This is a genomic window from Nocardia thailandica NBRC 100428 (assembly GCF_000308795.1).
Classification (GTDB): Bacteria; Actinomycetota; Actinomycetes; order Mycobacteriales; family Mycobacteriaceae; genus Nocardia; species Nocardia thailandica.
On record NZ_BAGK01000106.1, the window covers coordinates 107,666 to 128,059 of the forward strand.

21 protein-coding genes and 1 pseudogene are annotated in these 20,394 nt (G+C 73.3%); 14 read left to right on the forward strand and 8 right to left on the reverse strand.

Going from position 1 to position 20,394, the window contains the following annotated elements:
* Positions 1 to 5: 5 nt before the first annotated feature.
* Positions 6 to 509: a gluconokinase gene (locus ON36_RS11040; protein ID WP_043650948.1), complete on the forward strand. Its 504-nt coding sequence runs from the start codon at positions 6 to 8 to the stop codon at positions 507 to 509.
* Here the strand turns inward: ON36_RS11040 and ON36_RS11045 are convergent.
* Complete coding sequence (locus ON36_RS11045; protein ID WP_043650950.1) at positions 500 to 1,246, reverse strand: M50 family metallopeptidase; 747 nt, start codon at positions 1,244 to 1,246, stop codon at positions 500 to 502. The two genes, ON36_RS11040 and ON36_RS11045, sit on opposite strands and share 10 nt — an antisense overlap.
* A 57-nt stretch (positions 1,247 to 1,303) precedes the next feature.
* A complete protein-coding gene (locus tag ON36_RS11050; protein ID WP_043650952.1) occupies positions 1,304 to 1,882 on the reverse strand; it encodes a pyridoxamine 5'-phosphate oxidase family protein in 579 nt (192 codons plus the stop codon).
* Between the two features lie 127 nt (positions 1,883 to 2,009).
* Here ON36_RS11050 and ON36_RS33460 point away from each other — a divergent pair.
* Positions 2,010 to 2,834, forward strand: a pseudogene (locus ON36_RS33460) (NADPH-dependent oxidoreductase); the annotation flags it as partial.
* 51 nt (positions 2,835 to 2,885) lie between these two features.
* Here the strand turns inward: ON36_RS33460 and ON36_RS11060 are convergent.
* Positions 2,886 to 3,884 carry an LLM class flavin-dependent oxidoreductase gene (locus tag ON36_RS11060; protein WP_043650955.1) on the reverse strand — a complete coding sequence of 333 codons (999 nt, stop codon included), beginning with the start codon at positions 3,882 to 3,884 and terminating at the stop codon, positions 2,886 to 2,888.
* A 207-nt stretch (positions 3,885 to 4,091) separates the two neighbouring features.
* Here ON36_RS11060 and ON36_RS11065 point away from each other — a divergent pair, with 207 nt between their 5' ends.
* Entirely contained in the window at positions 4,092 to 5,129 is a 1,038-nt protein-coding gene (locus ON36_RS11065) for a hypothetical protein (protein WP_043650957.1), read from the forward strand.
* Between the two features lie 98 nt (positions 5,130 to 5,227).
* Here the strand turns inward: ON36_RS11065 and ON36_RS11070 are convergent, their stop codons facing one another.
* The gene (locus ON36_RS11070) at positions 5,228 to 6,682 is read right to left on the reverse strand and encodes an MFS transporter (RefSeq protein WP_043650959.1); all 1,455 of its coding nucleotides are present in this window, start codon (positions 6,680 to 6,682) and stop codon (positions 5,228 to 5,230) included.
* Between the two features lie 90 nt (positions 6,683 to 6,772).
* A complete protein-coding gene (locus ON36_RS11075) occupies positions 6,773 to 7,522 on the reverse strand; it encodes an IclR family transcriptional regulator (protein ID WP_043650961.1) in 750 nt (249 codons plus the stop codon).
* A gap of 211 nt (positions 7,523 to 7,733) precedes the next feature.
* Between ON36_RS11075 and ON36_RS11080 the strand changes: the two genes are divergently transcribed.
* The 8 genes from ON36_RS11080 to ON36_RS11115 are packed head-to-tail and all read left to right on the forward strand — an operon-like array spanning position 7,734 to position 15,363.
* Positions 7,734 to 8,780, forward strand: coding sequence for an NrtA/SsuA/CpmA family ABC transporter substrate-binding protein (locus ON36_RS11080; RefSeq protein WP_043650963.1), 1,047 nt, complete (start codon positions 7,734 to 7,736; stop codon positions 8,778 to 8,780).
* Entirely contained in the window at positions 8,777 to 9,607 is an 831-nt protein-coding gene (locus ON36_RS11085) for an ABC transporter permease (RefSeq protein WP_043650965.1), read from the forward strand. Before ON36_RS11080 ends, ON36_RS11085 begins: the two co-directional genes overlap by 4 nt.
* A complete protein-coding gene (locus tag ON36_RS11090; protein ID WP_052313856.1) occupies positions 9,604 to 10,359 on the forward strand; it encodes an ABC transporter ATP-binding protein in 756 nt (251 codons plus the stop codon). The genes ON36_RS11085 and ON36_RS11090 overlap by 4 nt, the downstream gene beginning before the upstream one ends.
* On the forward strand, positions 10,356 to 11,381 hold the full coding sequence (locus tag ON36_RS11095) for an ABC transporter substrate-binding protein (protein WP_043650967.1): 1,026 nt from the start codon (positions 10,356 to 10,358) through the stop codon (positions 11,379 to 11,381). Before ON36_RS11090 ends, ON36_RS11095 begins: the two co-directional genes overlap by 4 nt.
* Complete coding sequence (locus tag ON36_RS11100) at positions 11,378 to 12,532, forward strand: LLM class flavin-dependent oxidoreductase (protein WP_043650968.1); 1,155 nt, start codon at positions 11,378 to 11,380, stop codon at positions 12,530 to 12,532. The genes ON36_RS11095 and ON36_RS11100 overlap by 4 nt, the downstream gene beginning before the upstream one ends.
* A complete protein-coding gene (locus ON36_RS11105; RefSeq protein ID WP_043650969.1) occupies positions 12,529 to 13,701 on the forward strand; it encodes an LLM class flavin-dependent oxidoreductase in 1,173 nt (390 codons plus the stop codon). The genes ON36_RS11100 and ON36_RS11105 overlap by 4 nt, the downstream gene beginning before the upstream one ends.
* 10 nt (positions 13,702 to 13,711) lie before the next feature.
* Entirely contained in the window at positions 13,712 to 14,419 is a 708-nt protein-coding gene (locus ON36_RS11110) for a class II aldolase/adducin family protein (RefSeq protein ID WP_043650970.1), read from the forward strand.
* Between the two features lie 11 nt (positions 14,420 to 14,430).
* Positions 14,431 to 15,363 carry an ABC transporter substrate-binding protein gene (locus ON36_RS11115; RefSeq protein WP_043650972.1) on the forward strand — a complete coding sequence of 311 codons (933 nt, stop codon included), beginning with the start codon at positions 14,431 to 14,433 and terminating at the stop codon, positions 15,361 to 15,363.
* 61 nt (positions 15,364 to 15,424) lie between these two features.
* On the opposite strand, the gene ON36_RS34680 is transcribed toward ON36_RS11115, so the two are convergent.
* Positions 15,425 to 15,574 carry a hypothetical protein gene (locus ON36_RS34680; protein ID WP_157224842.1) on the reverse strand — a complete coding sequence of 50 codons (150 nt, stop codon included), beginning with the start codon at positions 15,572 to 15,574 and terminating at the stop codon, positions 15,425 to 15,427.
* Positions 15,575 to 15,853: 279 nt separating this feature from the next.
* Between ON36_RS34680 and ON36_RS11120 the strand changes: the two genes are divergently transcribed.
* Positions 15,854 to 16,153, forward strand: coding sequence for a hypothetical protein (locus ON36_RS11120; protein WP_174377560.1), 300 nt, complete (start codon positions 15,854 to 15,856; stop codon positions 16,151 to 16,153).
* Positions 16,154 to 16,177: 24 nt separating this feature from the next.
* Complete coding sequence (locus ON36_RS11125) at positions 16,178 to 16,762, forward strand: NAD-dependent epimerase/dehydratase family protein (RefSeq protein WP_043650976.1); 585 nt, start codon at positions 16,178 to 16,180, stop codon at positions 16,760 to 16,762.
* Between the two features lie 27 nt (positions 16,763 to 16,789).
* On the opposite strand, the gene ON36_RS11130 is transcribed toward ON36_RS11125, so the two are convergent.
* The gene (locus ON36_RS11130; RefSeq protein ID WP_043651042.1) at positions 16,790 to 18,043 is read right to left on the reverse strand and encodes a serine hydrolase; all 1,254 of its coding nucleotides are present in this window, start codon (positions 18,041 to 18,043) and stop codon (positions 16,790 to 16,792) included.
* 110 nt (positions 18,044 to 18,153) lie between these two features.
* Positions 18,154 to 18,648, reverse strand: a complete 495-nt coding sequence (locus ON36_RS11135; protein WP_157224843.1) for a hypothetical protein — start codon at positions 18,646 to 18,648, stop codon at positions 18,154 to 18,156.
* A 372-nt stretch (positions 18,649 to 19,020) separates the two neighbouring features.
* Here ON36_RS11135 and ON36_RS11140 point away from each other — a divergent pair.
* Positions 19,021 to 20,394, forward strand: a 1,374-nt coding sequence (locus ON36_RS11140; RefSeq protein WP_174377559.1) for a caspase family protein, incomplete at its 3' end; no start/stop codon positions are given.

Genomic DNA, 20,394 nt, shown 5'->3' on the forward strand with positions numbered 1-20,394 from the left:
CGGTGATGGCCGAACCCGTCATCGTGGTAATGGGGGTGTCCGGGTGCGGGAAGTCGACCATCGGCGCGCGGCTGGCGCGCCGCCTCGGCCTGCCCTTCGCCGAGGGCGACGACTTCCACCCGACCGCGAACGTCCAGAAGATGGCCGCGGGTGTGCCCCTGACCGACGAGGACCGCTGGCCGTGGCTGGCCATCGTCGGCGCGTGGCTCGGCGACCACCGCGCCGGCGGTGTGGTCGCGTGCTCGGCGCTGCGCGAGGTCTACCGCGACGTGCTGCGCGAGGCCGCGCCCGCGGCGTACTTCGTGCACCTGGCGGCGAGCCGGGAGGAACTGCTACGCAGGCTCTCGGGCAGGCACGGGCACTTCATGCCCGCCACGCTGCTGGATTCCCAGCTCGCCACACTCGAGCCCCTGCGGCCGGGCGAGGCCGGGATCACCCTGGACGCGGTGCAGCCACCGGACCGGCTGGTCGAGGAGGCGGTCTCGGCCTGGGAGGCCACTCACCGCTGAAGCAGCGGGTGCAGTTCGGCCACGGGCGCCAGGATCAGCGCGCCACCGGCGACGGCGGCGGCCACCGACACCGTGCCGAACAGCAGCACCCACAGCAGCGCGGGCAGGTGGGTGAGGCGGGCCAGCTGGTCGGCGTCGGAATCACCGCGGCCCCGCTCCCGGCGGCGTGTGCGCTGCAGCTCGATCACCGGGCGCACGCCCGCCAGCAGCAGGAACCAGGCCGCGAGGTAGGCGAAGGCCGCCTGCGCGACGTCGCTGCCGAACCAGGACACCGCGAACACCAGTCCGCCCAGGACCAGCACCGTCAGCAGGCCGTAGACGTTGCGCACCTTGACCAGGACCGCCGCGAGCATGGCCAGCGTCGCCCAGAGCATGAGCGTGATGTGCCCGGAACCGAGCAGCGCGGCGTAGCCGAGGCCGAGCAGCGCGGGCGCCGGGTAGCCGGCGGCCGCGGTGAGGATCATGCCGAAACCGGTCGGTCGTCCGCTGGAGACGGTCAGTCCCGAGGTGTCGGTGTGCAGGGTGATGCCGTGCAGGCGGCGGCCCGTCAGCAGCGCGAGCAGGGCGTGCCCGCCCTCGTGCGCGACCGTGACCGCGTTGCGGGTCAGCCGCCACAGCGGGCGGTAGCCGACCAGCACCAGCGCGGCGGCCGCCGTGGCCGCCACCAGCCACCACGGCGGGGCGGTCTGGGCCTCGGTGAGACGGTCGAACAGCGCGCTGACAGATCCGGGTTCCACCGGCGTACTCTAGCCGCGTCGGCCGAAACCGGTGTCCGGGAAGCGGATACGCGCAGGTCAGCGCGCGATCGAGGACGGCAGCGGGTGGTCGGGTTCCAGCGCGGGCAGGCCGTCGATGCTGGCCGAGTTGTCCCCGGCGACGCGGCGGGCGTAGTCGGCGTCGGTGCGGGTGGCCTGGACCGAGTCGAGCACCGGGCGCTCCTCGACCAGGTCCATCCGCGGCACCGACCAGCCGCACGAATCGGCGATCCGCTCGACCTCCACCACGACGACCGAGCGGATGCCGGGATGCTGGAGGCCGAAATGACCACGCAGGCGGTCGAACTCGGGTGAGTCCGGCCGGGCGACCCGGCCGGTGCCGAACAGCCGCAGGATGCGCGGTGCGCGGCCGAAGGCACAGAACATGACGGTGATGCGGCCGTTGTCGCGCAGGTGCGCGATGGTCTCCGCGCCGCTGCCGTAGAGATCGAGGTAGGCCACGGTGTGCTCGTCCACGACGGCGAAGGTGTCGCGGTAGCCCTTGGGGGAGACGTTGACGTGCCCGCCCGCCGAGGGCGCGGTCCCGACGAAGAACAGTGGCTGCTCGGCGATGAACGCGCGCAGCTTGTCGTCGATCCGATCGAACACTTTCCCCACGGTGACTCCCTTCCCCGGCGCGGTGCGCGCCCCTCGTAGTCTACGGAGTGCCGCCCGCGCCACTCCTGTTCGGTTCACGGTGAGGGTTACCAGCGACGACGCCGCCCCCGCGCGCGAGGATGACCGCATGACTCCGATCGCCACCGGCACCACCCATCTCGTCCAGCAGCGCTACGGCGACCCCGCGGTTCCCGAACCGGCGCAGTGGAATCCGGTGCTGCAGGTGCTGCACGAGCATCGCTCGGTGCGCCGCTACCTGCCCGACGACGTGCCCGCCGAGACCGTGCGGCTGCTCGTTTCGGCCGCCCAGTCGGCGCCGACCTCGTCGAACCTGCAGGTGTGGAGCGTGATCGAGGTCCGCGATCCCGCACGCAAGGCCCGCCTTGCCGCGCTGGCCGGCGATCAGGAACACATCCGCCAGGCGCCGGTGCTGCTGGTGTGGACCGCGGACTTCGCGCGCCTGCGCGCCCTCGCCGCCTCCTCCGGCGCCCCGCTCGAAGGCGCCGACTACCTCGAGTCCAGCTACGTCGGCTTCGTCGACGCCGCGCTGGCGGCGCAGAACGCGCTGGTGGCGGCCGAATCGCTGGGCCTCGGCACCGTCTACATCGGCGCGATCCGCAACAAGCCCGAAGAGGTGGCCGCCGAGCTGAACCTGCCCGAGCACGTGTTCGCCGTCTTCGGTCTCGTCGTCGGCCATCCGGACCCGGGCGAGGACGCGCGGGTCAAGCCGCGGCTGCCCCAGCGCGCGGTGCTGCACGCCGAGACCTACGACGCCGACGCCCAGCTGGGCGCGATCGCCGACTACGAGCAGCGGGTCGCCGACTTCTACGCCGAGCAGAACCTGCCACACTCCTGGACCGATCGCGTGCTGGCCCGGCTCGCCTCCGCGGCCTCGCTCAACGGCCGCGACCGGCTGCGCGAGTCGCTGGCCAACCGGGGCTTCCGGCTGCGCCGAACCGGCGGGCAACGACGGCGGCGCCCTCGTCCGCCGTCGCGCCCGCGGCTAGCTCGCGTCGAGGACCGCGGCGCGGGTGCGTTCGAGCGATTCGACGCGGTCGCCGAGGTCGTAGACCAGGGTGTTGAGCATGAGCTCGTCGGGCCGGGTGTCGGCGAGCAGCCGCGCGGCCTGGGCCCGCACGGTCTCGGGCGACCCCTGCAGCTGTCCGGCGCGGCGCTGCTCGGCGAAGCGGCGCTCGGCCTCGCTGCCGGGGAAGCCCGCCGCCTGGGCGGGGGTCGCCAGCGCCTGTGGCCGGCCCGAACGCAGCTGGGCGAAGGCGAGGTCGCGGGGCGCGGCCAGCTCGTCGGCGCGCGCGTCGGTCTCCGCGCAGATCGCCGAGGCCGCGACGATGGTGTACGGCTCGGCCAGGGCGGGGGAGGGTTCGAAGTTCTCCCGGTACAGCCGCAGGGCCGCGGCGGTGTTGTCCGGGGCGATGTGATGGGCGAAGGCGAAGGGAAGACCCAGCGCCGCGGCGACCTGCGCGCTGTAGCCGCTCGAGCCGAGCAGCCACAGGTCGGGCTGGGCGCCGTGGCCGGGGCTGGCGACGATCCCGTGCGGGTCGGTGCCCCGGAAGTAGCCGAGCAGCGCGGCCAGCTCGCGCGGGAAGCTCTCGGCGCCCAGGCCGTCGGCGTGGCGGCGCAGCGCGCGGGCGGTGGCCTGATCGGTGCCGGGCGCGCGCCCGATGCCCAGATCGATGCGGCCCGGGTGCAGCGACTCCAGGGTGCCGAACTGTTCGGCCACGACCAGCGGCGCGTGATTGGGCAGCATCACCCCGCCCGAGCCGACCCGGATCCGGCGGGTGGCGGCGGCCAGGTGGGCGATCACCACCGCCGGTGCGGAGCTGGCGATACCGGGCATGTTGTGGTGCTCGGCGACCCAGAACCGGTGGAAATCCAGCTCCTCGGCGCGTCGCGCGAACTCGGTGGTCGCGCGCAACGCGTCGGCCGCGGTCGCGTCGGCCTGTACCGGTGCCAGGTCCAGGACCGACAGCTTCACCGCGCTCATCTCACTCCTCGTCGTCGCCACAAGCTCCGGGACATGCCAACACGGGCGCCCGCGCCGCTATTCCGCGGCCTCGCCCGCCGCCGGTGGTAGCCGGAAATGCGCTGGTAGACAACGGTTTTCTGTCATACCCCCCGGGTATCGTCGACTGTGTCACACACCACGCCCGGCGATGTCGCAGTCCGGGCGGTGCGAGAACGGGGGCACATCATGAGTGACATCCAGCGCGGCGATCTGCTGCCGCCGAGCAGGCACGGCACCACCTGGCGCGAATCGGAGTACCGCACCCTGGCCGACGACCTGCGCGCCGGGAACGACCTGGCGCGCACCGCGGCCAAACTCGGGCGCACCCCCTCGGCGGTGCGCGCCGCGCTGCGCCATTTCGTGCCACCGGAGGAGAAGGTGCCCGGGCCGGACCGGGAGCGCTGGATCCGGCAGCGCCTGATCGCCGAACCCGACTGGGATTGGTGGGCCTGCGTGGTCGACGCGCACCGGCGCACCGGCAGCGGCCTCTGGCTCACCCGCCACGAGCACAGCATCCGCATCGGCTGGCGCCGCCGCACGCCGTTGCCCGCCCTCGCCCAGGAGCTGGGGACCTCCGAGCTGACCGTCGCCGAGTTCCTGCGCGGCCTCGGCCTGGTCGACTCCCTCGAGGAGGCCGCCGACCGCCTCGGCGCGACCCCCGGCCTCGCGCTGGCCAAGCGCATCGCCGCCGCCCGCGACGCCTCGGCGACCGCGCGCTGGATCCTGGTGGTCGACGGCGCCGCCGGCACCACGCGTGCCCGCAACGCCCTGGTGCGCCGCCACGTCTCCCAGCACGAGACCCGGGCCGCGGCCGAGGCCACCCGCGATCGCCTGCTGGGCTGGCACGCCCGCGTCGCGCCCGGCACCGAGGACGCGCCGGTCTGGTGGACCATCGCCGAACGCGGCCTCGGCAGCGCGGCCGGGCGCACCTACAGCGGCACCTTCGCCGCCCCTCCGCATCCACGCGGCGTCCGGGCCGACGCCCTGCGCCCCGGCGACCTGATCCTGCTGCCCGGAGCCGGCGAGGAGCCCGAACGCGCGCTGGTCGGCACCGTCACCCAGGCCCGCGCGGGTGCGCCGGTCCTGGTCGACCTCGGCACGGTCGCGGGCTCGCGGGTACGCCGGGTGATCGAGTTCGAACCCTCGGAACAGGTGGAGGTCACCAACCGCCCGGACGCGCCGGCGGACCGCCCGGAGCCGCCCGGGTCCGGGGAGGGCCGATGATCACCGCCGCCGCGCCGCACCCCGCGGCCGGCGCCGGGGGATGAGCCGGGCGGGATCATCGGCGCGCTCGGCGGCGCCGCGCCAGAACCGGGGCGCGCTCACCCGCGTCCCGGGACCGCCGTTTCCCCGTGCCGATCCCCGGCCCGGCGCGCGGCCTCGCGCCCGGGCATGGTCGTGGCGATCACCAGCAACACCAGCGACAGCGCGAACATCGTCACGAACACCAGGTGCACCGCGTCGGCGAGCTCGCGCGGGTCCGGGTGGTCGCCGCCGGTGACGGTGGCGTTGACCAGTGCGCCGAACACCGCGACGCCGACGGCGCTGCCGAGGGACCGGGCGAACATGTTGGTCGAGGTGACCACCCCGCGTTCGTGCCACCGGGCCTCGGTCTGGGCGGCGATGAGGGTCGGGGTGGCGACGAGCCCCATGCCGCCGCCGACGACGAAGCACGACAGCGCGATCTGCCACGGGGGCGACTGCGGACCGATGAGCAGGGTGCTGGCGAATCCGGTCGCGGCCAGCGCGCTGCCGATGACGGCGGTGCTGCGGAAGCCGAGCCTCAGATACAGCCGCCCGGCCTGGGACGCGGCGATCGGCCAGCCGATGGTCAGCGCGCCGACGGTGAACCCCGCCACCAGCGCGCTCGTGCCGAGCACGCCCTGCGCGAAGGCCGGGACGTAGGAGGTCAGCCCGAGCACGACGGCGCCGACGAGCAGCGACGCCGCGCTGCTGGCGACCAGGACCCGGCGGGTGAACACCCACACCGGCAGCACGGGATCCTCCGCGCGCCGCTCCACCAGCACGAAGGCGGCGAGCACCAGCGCGCTGCCCGCGAACAGCCCGATCGACACCGGCGAGCCCCATGCCCAGGCCTGGCCGCCTTCGAGCAGCGCCAGGATCAGCCCGCCCGCGCCGAGGGTGAGCAGCGCCGCGCCGGGGTAGTCGATGCGCCGGGCGCGCCGCGGCGCCTGCTCGGTGAACGCCCGCGTCAGCGTCCAGGCGGCGACCGCGCACAGCGGCAGATTCACCAGGAAGATCCACCGCCAGCTCGCCTCGTCCGAGAGCAGTCCGCCCAGCAGCGGGCCCAGCACCGCCGAGCCCGCCCACACCCCGGCCAGGTAGCCCTGCACCCGCGCCCGTTCGGCCAGGGTGTACAGGTCACCCGCGATGGTCATGGTCATGGGCTGGATCGCGCCCGCCCCGACGCCCTGCACGGCGCGGAAGGCGATGAGCGCGGGCATGGTGGTCGCCAGCCCGCACAGCAGCGAGCCGAGCCCGAACACCGCGATCCCGAAGAGGATGACCGGTTTACGGCCCACGGTGTCGGCGACCTTGCCGTAGATCGGCACCGTGACCGCCTGGGCGAGCAGATAGATCGAGAACAGCCAGGGGAACTGCGCGAAGCCGCCGAGATCGGCGGTGATGGTCAGCACCGCCGTGGCGATGATCGTCGAATCGAGGGCGATCAGCCCGGTCGAGAGCATGAGCGCCGCCAGGATCGCGCCCCGCTCGGAGCGCAATCCGACAGCCGGAGTCCCCGTTTCGGTCGCCACGCACAGTCCTTTCCTCGCCCGCCGTCCCCGGCAACGTATCCGCGCCGCCGATGTTCCCGCGCGGGGTTTTCCCACGCCCCGGGACCGGGGTCAGTCGGCGGCGGCGAAGCGGGCCGCGATGTCGGCCGCGGTCACCTTGGCCAGCTCGACGAAGAACGGCAGCCGCTCGTCGATCATCAGCGCGACCGGTCCGCGCAGGCCGAGCGCGAACCGGCAGCGGCCCTGCGGATCCAGGATGGGCGCGCCGATGGTGCGGAAGCCGGGATCGAGTTCGCGGTCGTTGAAGGCGTATCCGCGTTCGCGGGTGGTCACCAGCTCGGCGCGCAGCTCCGCCGGGCTGGAGACCGAACGCTCGGTGCCCTCCTCGTAGGGCAGGGACTCGAGCTCCTCGTCGGTCACCTCCGACCAGGCCAGCAGCGCCTTGCCGAGGGCGCTGGCGTGCAGGGGCAGGCGCACGCCCTGGAGCCGGTGCCCGTCGCTCTCGCGCCAGCGGCTGGTGCCGAGCAGGACGGCGTGGATGCTGTGGCGGGTGGCGACCGAGGCGCTGGCGCCGGTGGTGGCGGCGAGCTGTTCGAGGTAGGGCTCGGCGAGGTAGATCCGGTGCTGGCGGTAGGCGATCTGCCCGTACTCGGCCAGCGCGCCGCCCATGCGGTAGCGGCTGGACTCGGCGTCCTTCTCCAGGAACCCCGCCTGCACGAGCGCGGCCAGCAGCCGGTGGGTCGTGCTCACCGCGAGTCCTTGCGCGCGTGCGACTTCCGAGACCCCGCGTTCCTCGCCGCCGCGGAAGCAGTCGAGAACCGACAGGGCCCGGGTGACGGTCTGCACGCTGGTGGTCTCCACAGCAGCGAAGGTAACACAGTCGCGCAGCGACCGGCGGCGACGCTTTCCGTTATTCGGAAAACGTGTGTTCCGTTGTGCGGAAAACCCCTATAGATGGCGGCGGCGAACGCTGTCAAGCCTTCCAATCCATGGAATGGCATACCTCGTTGGCGCCCCGGTCCGCTCCTACGCTGCGAGGGCATCCACCGCAAGACCCCGAACAGGAGCACCCATGTCCCGCAGGCTCTCGGCCTTCACGCGGATCGCCCTCGCGATCGTTCCCGCCGTAGCGCTCGTCGCGGCCTGTTCGGCAGGCTCGACCCCCGAGCCGGGGGCGGGCGCGTCCTTCGTCCTCAAGGTCACCGACCCGGGCAACTCCGGGCCCCTGGCCGTCGCCAAGCGCGACGGCACCTTCGACGCCGCCCTGAAGCCGCTGGGCGCCAGGGTCGAATGGGTCACCACGACACCGGGTTTCAGCTCCATGCTCAAGCTGTTCAACACCCGCGAGCTCGACGTCTCCGGCGCCGCGTTCAGCCCGGTGGTCGGCGCGCTGTCCAAGGACGTCGGCGTCAAGATCGTGGCCGTGGCCGACCCCGCCGGCCAGGACCAGAGCGGCATCGTCGTCACCCCCGAGTCCGGGGTGCGCTCGGTCGCCGATCTGGTCGGCAAGCGCGTGGCGGTCAACCCGGCGGGCAAGGGCGAGTACATCGTGCTCAAGGCGCTGGCGGCGGCGGGCATCCCCGCCGACAAGGTGACCCGGGTTCCGTTGCAGCAGAAGGACGCCGCCTCCGCCTTCGCCACCGGCAAGGTCGAAGGGTGGGCCTCGTTCCTCGTGCCCTACCAGGAGGCCAAGGCCGCCGGCGCGGTGGAGATCGTCACCGAGAAGCAGATCGGCTCCAAGGACAACACCGTCGTGGTGTTCCGCACCGAGGTCCTCGACCAGCGTCCCGACGTGGCCGCCAAGTACCTCGAGGTCCTGCAGGGCCTGACCGCGAAGCAGAAGGCGAACCCGGCCGACTTCGAGAACGTCTTCGAGAAGACCGGCCCGCGGGCGCTGACCGGCGACCGGCTGGCCGACGCGGTGCGCGTGGGCGGCGAGGTCACCGTGCCCCGGCTGCCGCGCGAGTCCGACGCCGCCGACCTGGCCGACGTCGTCAGCACCTTCGCCGACAACGGCGTCATCAAGAACCGCATCACCGCGAACGACATCTTCTACGACCTGAAGGCGAAGCTGAACCCCGAGCAGCTGGCCGCGCTGAACGGCGGCGCGGGCCGATGAGCACCCTCGACGTGGCGACGGCGGGCCTTGCCCCGCCGCGCGCCCGGGTGGTCCGCGCCCGGCCGCGTCCGCTGTCGCTGACCCTGCGCGCGGCCCTGCCCGCGGCCATCGTGGTCGCCTGGTGGGCGGGTACCGCCTCGGGCGCGATCTCGCCACGGGTCATCGCCGGGCCGGGCGCGGTGTGGTCGGCCTTCCTCGAACTGGCGCGCAACGGCCAGCTCGTCGACTTCTCCCTGGCCTCCTTCGGCCGGGCGGCGGCCGGCGTGGCCCTCGGCGTCTCGGCCGGGCTCGTGCTCGGCCTGCTCTCCGGCCTCTCGGCCCTGGGCGAGGAACTGGTCGACTCGACCATGCAGATCCTGCGCGCGGTGCCGTTCCTGGCGCTGGTGCCGCTGTTCATCGCCTGGTTCGGCATCGACGAGCTGTACAAGATCCTGCTCATCGCGGTGGCCACCGTCGCCCCGATGTACGCCTACACCTACCTCGGCGTGCGCAACGTCGACCGCAAGATCGTCGAGGCCGCCCGGGGATTCGGGCTGACCGGCTTCCGGCTGGTGGCCGAGGTCATCGTGCCCTCGGCCCTGCCCGGCATCCTGATGGCGCTGCGGGTGTGCCTGTCGATCAGCATCACCGCCCTCATCGCCGCCGAACAGGTCGGCACCCAGGAGGGCGTCGGCTATCTGGTGACCCTGGCCCAGGAATACAACCGCACCGACTACATGGTGCTGTGCGTGGTCCTCTACGCGCTGCTCGGCCTGGTGTTCGACGTCCTGGTCCGGCTCGCGGAGAGGTACGCGATGCCCTGGCGCAAGCAGGTGGCGATCCGATGACCACGACCGAGAAGGCCCCCGCCCCGACCGGCACCGCGCCGGTGGCGGTCTCGATCACCGGCCTGCGCAAGGCCTTCGGCGACAAGACCGTCCTGGACGGCATCGACCTGACCATCCGCCGCGGCGAGTTCGTCGTGCTGCTCGGGCCGAGCGGCACCGGCAAGACCACCCTGCTTCGCCTGCTCACCGGCCTCGAACAGCCCGACGCGGGCACCGTGCTCGTCCCGCCGCGGCGCACCACCGTCTACCAGGAGCCGCGCCTCATCCCGTCCAAGCGGGTGCTGGCCAACGTCGTGGTGGGACAGCGCCGTTCGCGGCAGACCCGCGAGGCCGGGTTGCGCGCGCTGGCCGAGGTGCACCTCGACGGCAAGGCCGGGCAGTGGCCCGCCACGCTCTCCGGCGGCGAGGCGCAGCGGGCGGCGCTGGCCCGCGCGCTGGTCCGCGAACCGGAACTGCTGCTGCTGGACGAGCCGTTCGCCGCCCTCGACGCGCTGACCCGCCTGCAGATGCAGGACCTCGTCGGCGACCTGGTCGCCCGGCACCGGCCCGCGGTGCTCATGGTCACCCACGACGTCGACGAGGCCATCCGCCTGGCCGACCGCGTGATCATCCTCGACCGGGGCCGCTTCGCCGTCGACACCGTCATCGACCTGCCGCGCCCGCGCGAGCACACCACCCCCGAATCCCTGCACCACCGCACCGAATTCCTCGCCCGGCTGGGTGTGGGAACCGCCTCCAGGAGCCTGTCATGAGCGAAACCCTCTGGTACACCCGCTGCCCGGTCCCGACCGCGAGCGGGCTGGCACACAGCCTCGGCTGGCTCGGCGACACCGCCGCCGCGGCCGGCCTCGACTTCGGCGTCCTGCAGGACGCGGGCCCGGAACTGGCCGGTCACCACTTCCTCCACGACCTGTCCGGCCTCGTCCGCGAGGGCGGCAACGTGCCCGCGCTCGCCGCCCGCGCGCAGGGCTCGCCCACCCGGCTGATCGGCCTGACCTGGATCGACGAGGCCCAGGCCATCCTGGTCGGCCCCGACTCCGCGGTCGCCGGGGCCGCCGACCTGGCCGGCCTGCGGATCGGCGTGCCCGCCTGGGCACAGGACCGGGCCCGCAGCTTCCCCCGCGCCATGGCCCTGCACGGCTTCGCGAACGCGCTGCGACAGGCCGGCCTCACCCTGGCCGACGTGCGCCCGGTGGAACTCGCCGTGGAGCGTGATCCCCAGGTGCGCACCGAGATCCAGAGCGCGCGGCGTTCCACCACCTGGGGGATCGAGGAACTGCTCGACGGCACCGTCGACGCCGTCTACGTCAAGGGCGCCCGGGCGCAGGAGGTCGCCCGCGAGCACGGGCTGCGCGTGGCGGTCGACCTGGACGCCACCGAACACAAGCGCGCGCGGGTGAACAACGGCACCCCGCGACCGATCACCGTGCACGCCGACCTGCTGGAGTCGCGGCCCGAGGTCGTCGTCGGCTTCCTGGCCCAGAGCCTGCGCGCCGCGGACTGGGCGGCGGGCGACCTCGACGGCGTCCGCGCCGTCCTGCAGCGCGAGACCCTGTCCGGCCCGGAGGGAGTCGTCGCGGCCTACGGCGAGGACTTCCACCGCGGGCTGCACCCGTCGCTGTCGGCCGAGCGCCTCGAACTGCTGGGGGTGCAGAAGCAGTTCCTCTACACCCACGGGTTCCTCGCCGCCGACTTCGACCTCGACTCCTGGGTCGCTCACGAGCCCCTGCGGCAGGCCGTCGAGCTGGTCGCCGCGGAGCGGGTGCCCGCATGACCGAGTTCTACTGGCGGCTGCCCACCCGCGGCGACGGCCGCCGGGCGCGCCCGGACCTGCGTCGCCGCGGCGGCTTCGCCGACGGTGTGGCGCCCCTGGCCGCCACCGACCCGCGCCGGATCGATGCCGACGGCTCCGGCGCGAACGGTGCCGGGGCGACGGCGGTCACGGACGTGCGTGCCGGTCGGTTCGGCCCCTTCGACGATCTCGCCCAGATCGTCCACGCGGCCGAGCTGACCGGCTTCGACGGCGTCCTCGCGCCCTACGATCCCCTCGGCGAGGAATCCTGGATCGTCGCGGGCGCCGCCCTGCGCGCGACCCGCTACGCCCGGATCGCGGTCGAGTTCCAGCCCGCCTTCGGCACGCCCGTCTACGCGGCCAAGGTCTCGGCGACCCTGCAGCGGCACAGCCACGGCCGCCTGGCCTGGCGCCTGGCCGTCGACACCGACGACGCCGACGCCCGTTCCCGCGGCGACCTCGTCGCCGGGGACGACCGCTACGCCCGCGCCGCGGAGTTCCTCACCGTCGCCCGCGGCGTCTGGAACGAATCCGAGGTCCCCGCCGCGGGATTCGCCGGGACCGGCTTCGACTACGCCGGGCGGTACTACGACGTGATCGACGGCGGCTTCCGCGGCATCCTGTCCGGCCTCCCCTTCCCGGAGGTCCACCTGTCGGGCACGTCCCCTGCCGCGCTGGAGCTGTCCGCCGCGCACGGCGACCTGCACCTGTTCGCCGAGACGTCCGACGGCCTCGACGGGCCGATCGCCGAGCTGCGCGCACGCGCGGCCGCGGCGGGCCGGACCGTGCGCATCGGCGTGGAGGTGCCGGTGATCGCTCGCGAGACCGACGCCGAGGCGCGGGCACGCGTGTCCCGCCAGCACGACGAGCTGGACCCGGGCGGCGCGGCACGCCGGGACGCCGACCTCGGCGACGGACGCCGGTCCGGCTTCCGCGCCCTCGGGCACGCCCAGGACATCGGCCTCGTCGGCAGCTACGAACGGGTGGCGCGGCGGCTGGCGGCCTACGGCGCCGACGTGGTCGTGCTGTCCGGCCACCCCACCATCGAGGAGGTGCACCGCGCGGGCGAACACCTGCTGCACCTGGCCGATCCCGTGGGCCGCACCCTCGCCCGAGCAGGAGAGTCCGCATGACCATCGACGTGTACTGGCGCATCGGCATGGAGGGCGACCACGCCTCCCTGCGCACCCCGCGCCGCTACAACCGCGGCAACGCGGGCGGCTACGGCCCCGGCAACCTCGCCCCGGCCATCCGCGGCGGCGCGCTGGACGACTACAGCTACCTCGACCACATGGCCGCGGTCGTGCGCGCCTCGGAGTCGGCCGGCTTCCTCGGCGGCCTGCTGCCCTCGTTCCCCGTCACCGACGACCCGTGGGCCGTCTCGGCCGCGCTGGCCGCCGAATCGACCACCTACCGGTTCATGGTCGCCTTCCAGCCCGGCTTCCTGCACCCGGTGCAGGCCGCCCGCATGTCGGCGAGCCTGCAACGCGCCACCGGCGGCCGCCTGGTCTACAACATCATCAGCGGGGGCGGCGGCCCGGCGCAGCTGTGGTGGGGCGACAAGGTCGCCCACGACGACCGCTACGCGCGCACCAGCGAATTCCTCGACGTGCTGCGCGGCGTGTGGGACGGGCACCCCTACGACCACGACGGGCGCTTCTACCGCACCGAGGGCGCGGCCCTGCCGCCCGGCCTGGCCGGGCAGCCGTTCCCGGAGGTCTACTTCTCCGGCTCCTCGGGCGCCGCGGTCGCCGCGGCGGGCCGCCACGCCGACTACTACCTGTCCTGGCTCGAACCGTTCGCCGACCTGCGCGCCAAGTTCGACGGGGTCCGCCGCCACGCCGAGAATCTCGGCCGCACACCGAAGTTCGCGGTCCGCATCGACATCGTCGCCCGGCACACCGAGGAAGCCGCCTGGGCCGAGATCGAGAAGGGCTGGGCCTTCGTCGACCGCGAGGCCGCCAACCGCGCCGCCGCGGGCGACTCCGTCGGCGCGGCCCGCATCGCCGGCTGGGTGCCCGAGACCATCACCGGCTACCGCGATCTCGAGGTCCAGCCCAACGTGTGGTGCGGCTTCAGCCTCATCCGCGGCGGGCCCGCCTTCGGCCTGGTCGGCAGCTACGAGCAGGTCGCCCAGCGGCTCGACGAGCTGATCGAGCTCGGTGTCGACGCCTTCATCCTCGCGGGCAACCCGCACCTCGAGGAGGCCTACCGGGTGGGGGAGGAAGTGCTGCCGCTGCTCGGCCGCTCCCGCCTCACCGCCCCCGGCGCGGTCTCCGACGTCCTGTCCATCGCCCGATAACGGAGCAACCATGACCACCACCGAAACCGTTCTGCCGGAGACCGTCTCGGCTTTCGTCGCCGCGGCCACCCGCGACGCCGAGACCGCCTTCCGCGTCTTTTGCGAGACCGGGACCGTCACCGGCAACGGCACCGTCAACTTCGTCGAACGCGTCCCCGGCGAGGAGATCGCCGTCGCCCTGAACGCGCCCGGCCCCTGGGCGGCCGAGCGCACCGTGTCGCCGGTCGTGGCGACCTTCGACGGCGAGGTCCTGGCGGGCACCGGCTCGGCCGGCTTCGTCACCGGCTACGCGAAGGTCTTCCGCGCCCACCCCGAGATCACCTCGGTCGTGCACATCCACACCCCGTGGCTCGGCGGCTGGGCCCAGACCCACCGCAGCCTGCCGATCCGCTACGCGGCCTCCCAGCGGCTGACCCTGTCCCGGGAGATCCCCCCGCACATCGACCGCAGCGTCGGCGCCGGCGACTTCATCCTCGGCGAGCTGGTGCGCGACCCGCACCTGGTCGCCATCTTCGAGGCCAACGGCGGCGCCAACGTGATCGGGCGCGCCGGCCTGCTCGAGCTGGCGAAGTTCGTCGTCCTGCTCGAGGAGGGCGCCCAGTACCAGGCCATCGCCGAGACCCTCGGCGGCTCGGTCGAGTTCGATCCGTCCAACCTCGCCGTCCAGTGGTCGCGCAGCGGCCTGGCCGACGAAGCCCGCCGCCTCGGCCTGATCTGAGAGACCACACCATGACACTGCGCGTCGGCTACTTCCCCCACAACAATTCGCTGTTCGTGCTGCGCCACCGCGGCATCCTCGAACAGCGCGTCCCCGACGTCGAATGGGTCGACCTGCGGGCCCTGCCCGCCGCCGACCGGGTCGACCCCACCAGCGCGCTGCCCAGCGAGCACTCCGACTGGCTGTTCACCGAGGGCGGCTACGACATCGTCGGCACCGGCTTCACCCCGCCGCTGACGGCCCTCGGCAACGACCGCGACATCGTCTACCTCGGCATCTCCGGCCCGCGGGTGGAGAACGGCCGCCTGGTCGCCCCCGCCGCGAGCGGCATCACCACCCCCGCCGACCTGAAGGGCAAGCGCGTCGGCATCGCCCACGGCTCCTGGCAGACCACCCTGCTGCTGTTCGCCCTGCACGGGGCCGGGCTGTCCTGGTCCGACGTCGTCCCCCTCGACACCGACGTGCGCGGCGGCGGGGAGGACCTGCTCGCGGGCCGCATCGACGCCTGGGTCGGCGCCTACCCGGGGCTGGCCGCGGTCGAGCAGCAGCTCGAGCTCACCACGCTGGTCGACACCGCCTCGGTGTTCAGCCACCCGTCGCTGTGGTTCACCCGTCGCGACGTCGCCGAGAACCGCCGCGAGGACGTCGAGGCCGTGCTGGCCGCGCTGCGCGAATCCGACGCCTGGATCGCCGAGAACCCGCGCGCCGCCGCGCAGTACTTCGTCGACGACGCCCACGCCCGCGGCGCGGCCGCCGACCTGGACACCTGGGAAGCCGCGTTGCGCGGCCGCCCGTTCGGTGTCCACCCCGTGAGCGAGGAATTCCTCGACGAGCAGCAGCGCGCCGCCGATCTGCTCGCCGAGGCCGGGCTGCTGCCGCGGCGGGTCGACGTGCGCTCGGCGGTGCTGCCGTGGGTCGGCCAGGTCCTCACCGCCGCCGTCTGACCCCGGACACACGACCGCCCCGGCATCGGAGATCCTCCGGTGACCGGGGCGGAACGCGTTCTCAGCGGGCCGGTTGGGCCTCGGTGTGCTCGGCCGCGCGCAGGCGGCGGAACTCGAACCAGTAGGTGAGCGACACGGCACCGTAGGAAGCCAGTGCCACGGCTCCCGGTAGCAGTACCAACGCGATGATCAACGACAACAGGACAGCCATGGTGCCCTCCCCGCGAACGGTGATTGTGCGATGAAAGTGGTGGTCAGCGCGTCGTTGCGCCGGGTTCGACAGTGAGCCTCGTCTTCCGATGCTAGGCGTTGGACGCCTGTCCGGCACAGCCCGTGTCGTGTGATGCCGGTCATGCCCGCCGCGGAGTGTCCTCTGGATCACAGCCCCACGTTGAGGTTGAATAGACAACCGTATCTGGCTTCACCGCGTCACGAGTTCTCGTCTTCGGCTTCACCACGAACCAACCGACGAAGGAGCACGAGCGTGAGCATGATCCTGGCGGCAGTGCCGGACGTCATGGCGATGCACGACACCGTCCTCGCCCAGATCGGCAATCCCACCCCCGAGGCCCCGCCCATGGCGGAGAAGATCCTCCAACTCGGCCGGTACTTCACCTGGATGGTCCTGCTGTCCGGCGTCACCGCCATCACCTACGGCGGCGGGCGCTTCGCCTGGGAGAAGTGGAGCGGCGGCGGCCTGCAATCGCCGAAGATGATCGCCGGCGCCATGGCCGGGGGCACCGTCGCCACCAGCGCGGGCACGATCATGAACGCGGTCATCGGCGGCTGAGCCGCGGCCCGTAGGGTCGGGGCCATGCGGATCCTTCTCGCGGGCGCCACCGGAGTCATCGGCGTCCGGTTGCTGCCCCTGCTGGTCGGCGCCGGCCACGAGGTGGCCGGCCTGACCCGAACCCCCGGCAAGGCCGAGACCCTGCGCGCGGCGGGCGCACTGCCGCTCGTGCGCGACGTCTACGACGCCGACGGTCTCGTCGAGGCCGCCGTCGCGTTCGCGCCCGACCTGGTGATGCACCAGCTCACCGACCTCCCCGACGACATCGCCGACCTGGCGGCCTCTGGCGAGGCCAACGCGCGCATCCGGACCGAGGGCACCGCCAATCTGCTCGCCGCCGCGAAAGCCGCGGGCGCCCGGCGCTTCCTGGCCCAGAGCATCGCCTGGGAGCCGCCCGCGGGCCGCGGCGCGGTCATCGCCGCCCACGAGGCGGCGGTGCTCGACGCCGGGGGAGTGGTCCTGCGGTACGGCCAGTTCCACGGCCCGGGAACCTATTACGAGACCGAACCGCCCGGACACCCCCGCGTCCACGTGGACACCGCGGCCGCCCGCACCGTCGAACTCCTCGACGCCCCCACCGGCACGATCGTCGTCACCGACCCCGCGTAGCCGGGGGCGGCGCCGGGTGCGGCTCGGTCACCCCGCGACGAGCCACTCCGGTGCGCGGTCGAGGCGCGGGACGGCGGCCGAGACCCGGGCGACCAGCTGCCACGGTCGTTTCGTGTCGGTGGTCGCCTTGCCGCTGGTGAGGATCGCCCCGGACAGCCCGCGTTCGGGGTCGGCCCAGCCGTACTGGGTGGTCAACCCGCTGCGGCCGACGTGGAATCGGGTGTCCCGGCCGAACTTCGAGCGACGGCCGCCCAGCTCGAAGCCGGCCCGGCTGACCCGGCCCGCGATGCCGGGGATGCGGTCGGCGGGGGCGATGGCGTCGCGCAGCGCGGCATGGCCGAGGACGCGGATGCCGTCGAGTTCGCCGCCCCGGGCGAGGATCTCGTAGAACCGGGAGAGTTCCCCTGCCGTGGTGATCAGGTTGCCCGACGGCAGTTCGGCGGTGAGGAAGGCGTCGCCGTCGGACTTGGACGCCTTGTCCATGCGCCCGCCCAGCGCCTTGCTCGCCACGAAGTTCGCCAGCCGGGACTGCGGCGGGCCGGTCTTGACGCTGGGGACCACGCTCGCCACGTCGGCGGCGTCGACGCCGAAGTTGTTCCAGCGGAAGCCCAGCGGGTCCAGCACCTGCTCGGCGAGATGGTCCCGCATGCGCTTGCCGGTCGCCCGCTGGACCAGCAGCCGCAGGATGAGGCCGCCGGTCAGCGCGTGATACACGCGGAATCGGTCCGGCGGCCAGCTCGGCTTCAGGTCCGCGAGGGCCCGCACGGCGAGCGCCTCGTCGAGGACCACCTCGTTGCCCTTGTACGGCGGGGTGAGGAAGGGCACCCCGGCCGAGTGCGACAGCACCTGACCGATGGTGATCCGCTCCTTGCCCCGGGCGGCGAACTCCGGGATGTAGGCGCAGACCCGGTCGTCGGCCGCGAAGGCTCCCTGCTCCATCAGCATCGCCGTCACCGTCGCCGCGACGCCCTTGGCTGTCGAGAAGCCGCAGAACGGCATCTGCGGGGTGACCAGGATCTTCTCCGCGTCCGCGCCGTCGCGGGGCCCGTTGCCCCAGCCGTGCCCGATGGCGCGGTTCAGCAGGATCCGGCCGTTGCGCCGCAGACACACCTGGATCGCCGGCGTCGTCCCCAGCGCATACCAGTCCCGCACCGCGCCCCACAGCGACTCCACCGCCGCGGCCGACATCCCGGCCGCCCGGGGATCGTCCTCGTCCCCGACCGTCGTCACGGCGTCCAGATCCTCGGCGACCGACACCAACCTGCCCGGTAGCGCACTCATGCCGACCACCCTAACGCCGCCGCACCGCGCCGACCTGAGACCGATCTGAGACCGGCCTGAGGACGGCTGTTCCGTGGATCACGGCCGGTGCCTGCGCGTCCGCCGCGGCGTCAGTCGGCCTTGGTGTCGACCTCCCACTGGGCGAACTCCGCGTCGCGGCCGGTCGAGCCGTCCCAGGAGTGCGCCTCGAACGCGCGGTCCCTCAGGAACTCCAGGAAGCCAAGGTTCTGGTCCCCGCGGCGGTACGCGCCCATGTTCGTCACGACGAGGTCGTCGATCGGCGGCGTCACCCGCGCGGATTTCAGCGCGCGGGCGACCTCGGTGGCCGCCGGCCGCAGATCCTCGACGGACCGCGCCGTCCACAGGGCGAGCGTGACCTCGGCGAGCGTCCGGTCGGTCTTGCCGTCGACCGAAGCCAGGCTCACGCGGAACACGCACTCGCCGCGCCGGAGGTCGAGCCGCTCCTGCAGGAGATCAAGGACCCGCTTCTCCTCGGCGTCCTCCGTACCCGGAATACACCGGGGGAAGGACTCGGCCACGACGGTGGTCGTCGTCGGCGCCGTATCCGCCGCGGTCGAATGCCCGCCCTCCCCACACCCGGTCATCGAACCCGCCGCGAGTATCACCAGTGCCGCGCCGACGGCGCCGGCCGTCGACACCGGTCGGACCGGCACGGATTTCGGGGACCGCCCCGCTGCCGTGTCCGCGAACGGCCGAACGACCTTGTCGGTTGTCGACATTCCCCCGAAGTCCTTCCCCTGGAACGAATCGTGCAGGAACCGACGCCGGACCGGCGGAGGTTCGACGAGGACGTTATCGGATCGGGTAGTCGGCTACTCGTTCGCCGGCCGGGGGTGCCGGTTCACGATGGGGGAACGTCGGATACCGGCGATCGGCGCCGGTGTCGCAACGACCGGACACGGCTCGCCGTGATCGCGCAGGCGATGAGGGCACGGCGAGCGGGCAGGTGGACGATCATGACTGATGGACAGCGCAGCGCCCTGATCATCGCGTGCGACGACTACCACGACACGGGCTTGCGGAAACTGCGGGCCCCGGCCCGCGACGCGCAGGAACTGGCCGCGGTGCTCAGCGATCCCGAGGTCGGCGGCTTCGACGTGCGCACGTCGCTCAACGAACCGGCCCACGTGATCGGGGAGACGGTCGAGGAGTTCTTCGCCGACCGGGGCACCGACGATCTACTGCTGGTGCACTTCTCCTGCCACGGGGTCAAGGACGAGGACGGCGAACTGTATTTCGCGGCCACCAACACCAAACTGCGCCGCCTCGGCGCCACGGCGGTCGCCGCGGAATTCGTGAATCGCCGGATGAACCGCAGCAGGTCCCGGCGGATCGTGCTGCTGCTCGACTGCTGCTACGCGGGCGCGTTCGAGCGCGGCATGACCCATCGAGCGGACACGGGAATGAACCTGCAGGAGCAGCTCTCCGGGCGGGGACGCGCGGTGATCACCGCCTCGAGCGCGATGGAATACTCGTTCGAGAGCGGCGAACTCGCCGACGCCGCCGGGGAACGGCCCTCGCTGTTCACCGGGGCACTGGTCGACGGACTCCGCACCGGGGAGGCCGACCGCAATCAGGACGGGCTCATCACGCTCGACGACCTCTACGACTACGTCTACGCCAGGGTGCGCGCGTGCTCACCCCATCAGACCCCGCTCAAATGGGCCTTCGGCGTGCAGGGCGAGCTGTACATCGCGCGCCGGACCAGGCGTCTCGCGCATCCGATCCCGCTGCCCGAGGAACTGGAGCAGCTGCTCGGGAGCCCGCTGCCGAGCGTGCGGGAGGCCGCCGTCCGCGAACTCGCCAAGCTCGTCGTCGGCAAACACCTCGGCATGGCGGAGGCGGCGGTCCGGGCGCTGGAAGAGCTGCTCGCCGACGACAGCCGGGCCGTGTCGGCGGCCGCCGCGGCGGCGTTGCGTGCCGCCGCACCGACGCCCGCGCCGCTGCTGGCCTCCGGGGCACCGGCCGCCGAGAAGACTCCCGGCCGTGGACCGGCGGCCGCGGTCCCCGATCCGGGCCCGCCCCCCACTCGGATCGATCCGTCGCGGTCGGTCGACGACCGCCCGAGCGCGGACGATCACGACACTCGGGACCGCCACCCGGCGCGGTCGGCCGATGGCGGCACAGGCCGGGGCGAGTCGGCCGCCAGACCGAGCACCGCGTCGCAGCCCGGTCTGCGGCCGCCCGGCCCGCGGTCCGGGGACGGCGACCGGCACGCCTCGCACCGCACCGCGTCGTCGACCACCCGGGGGCGAACCCCACGGCATTCGAGCGGAGCCCGATCACCGGTGCCGGGGCCGCCGGTACCCCCCGATCGGGCCCGGCGCGAC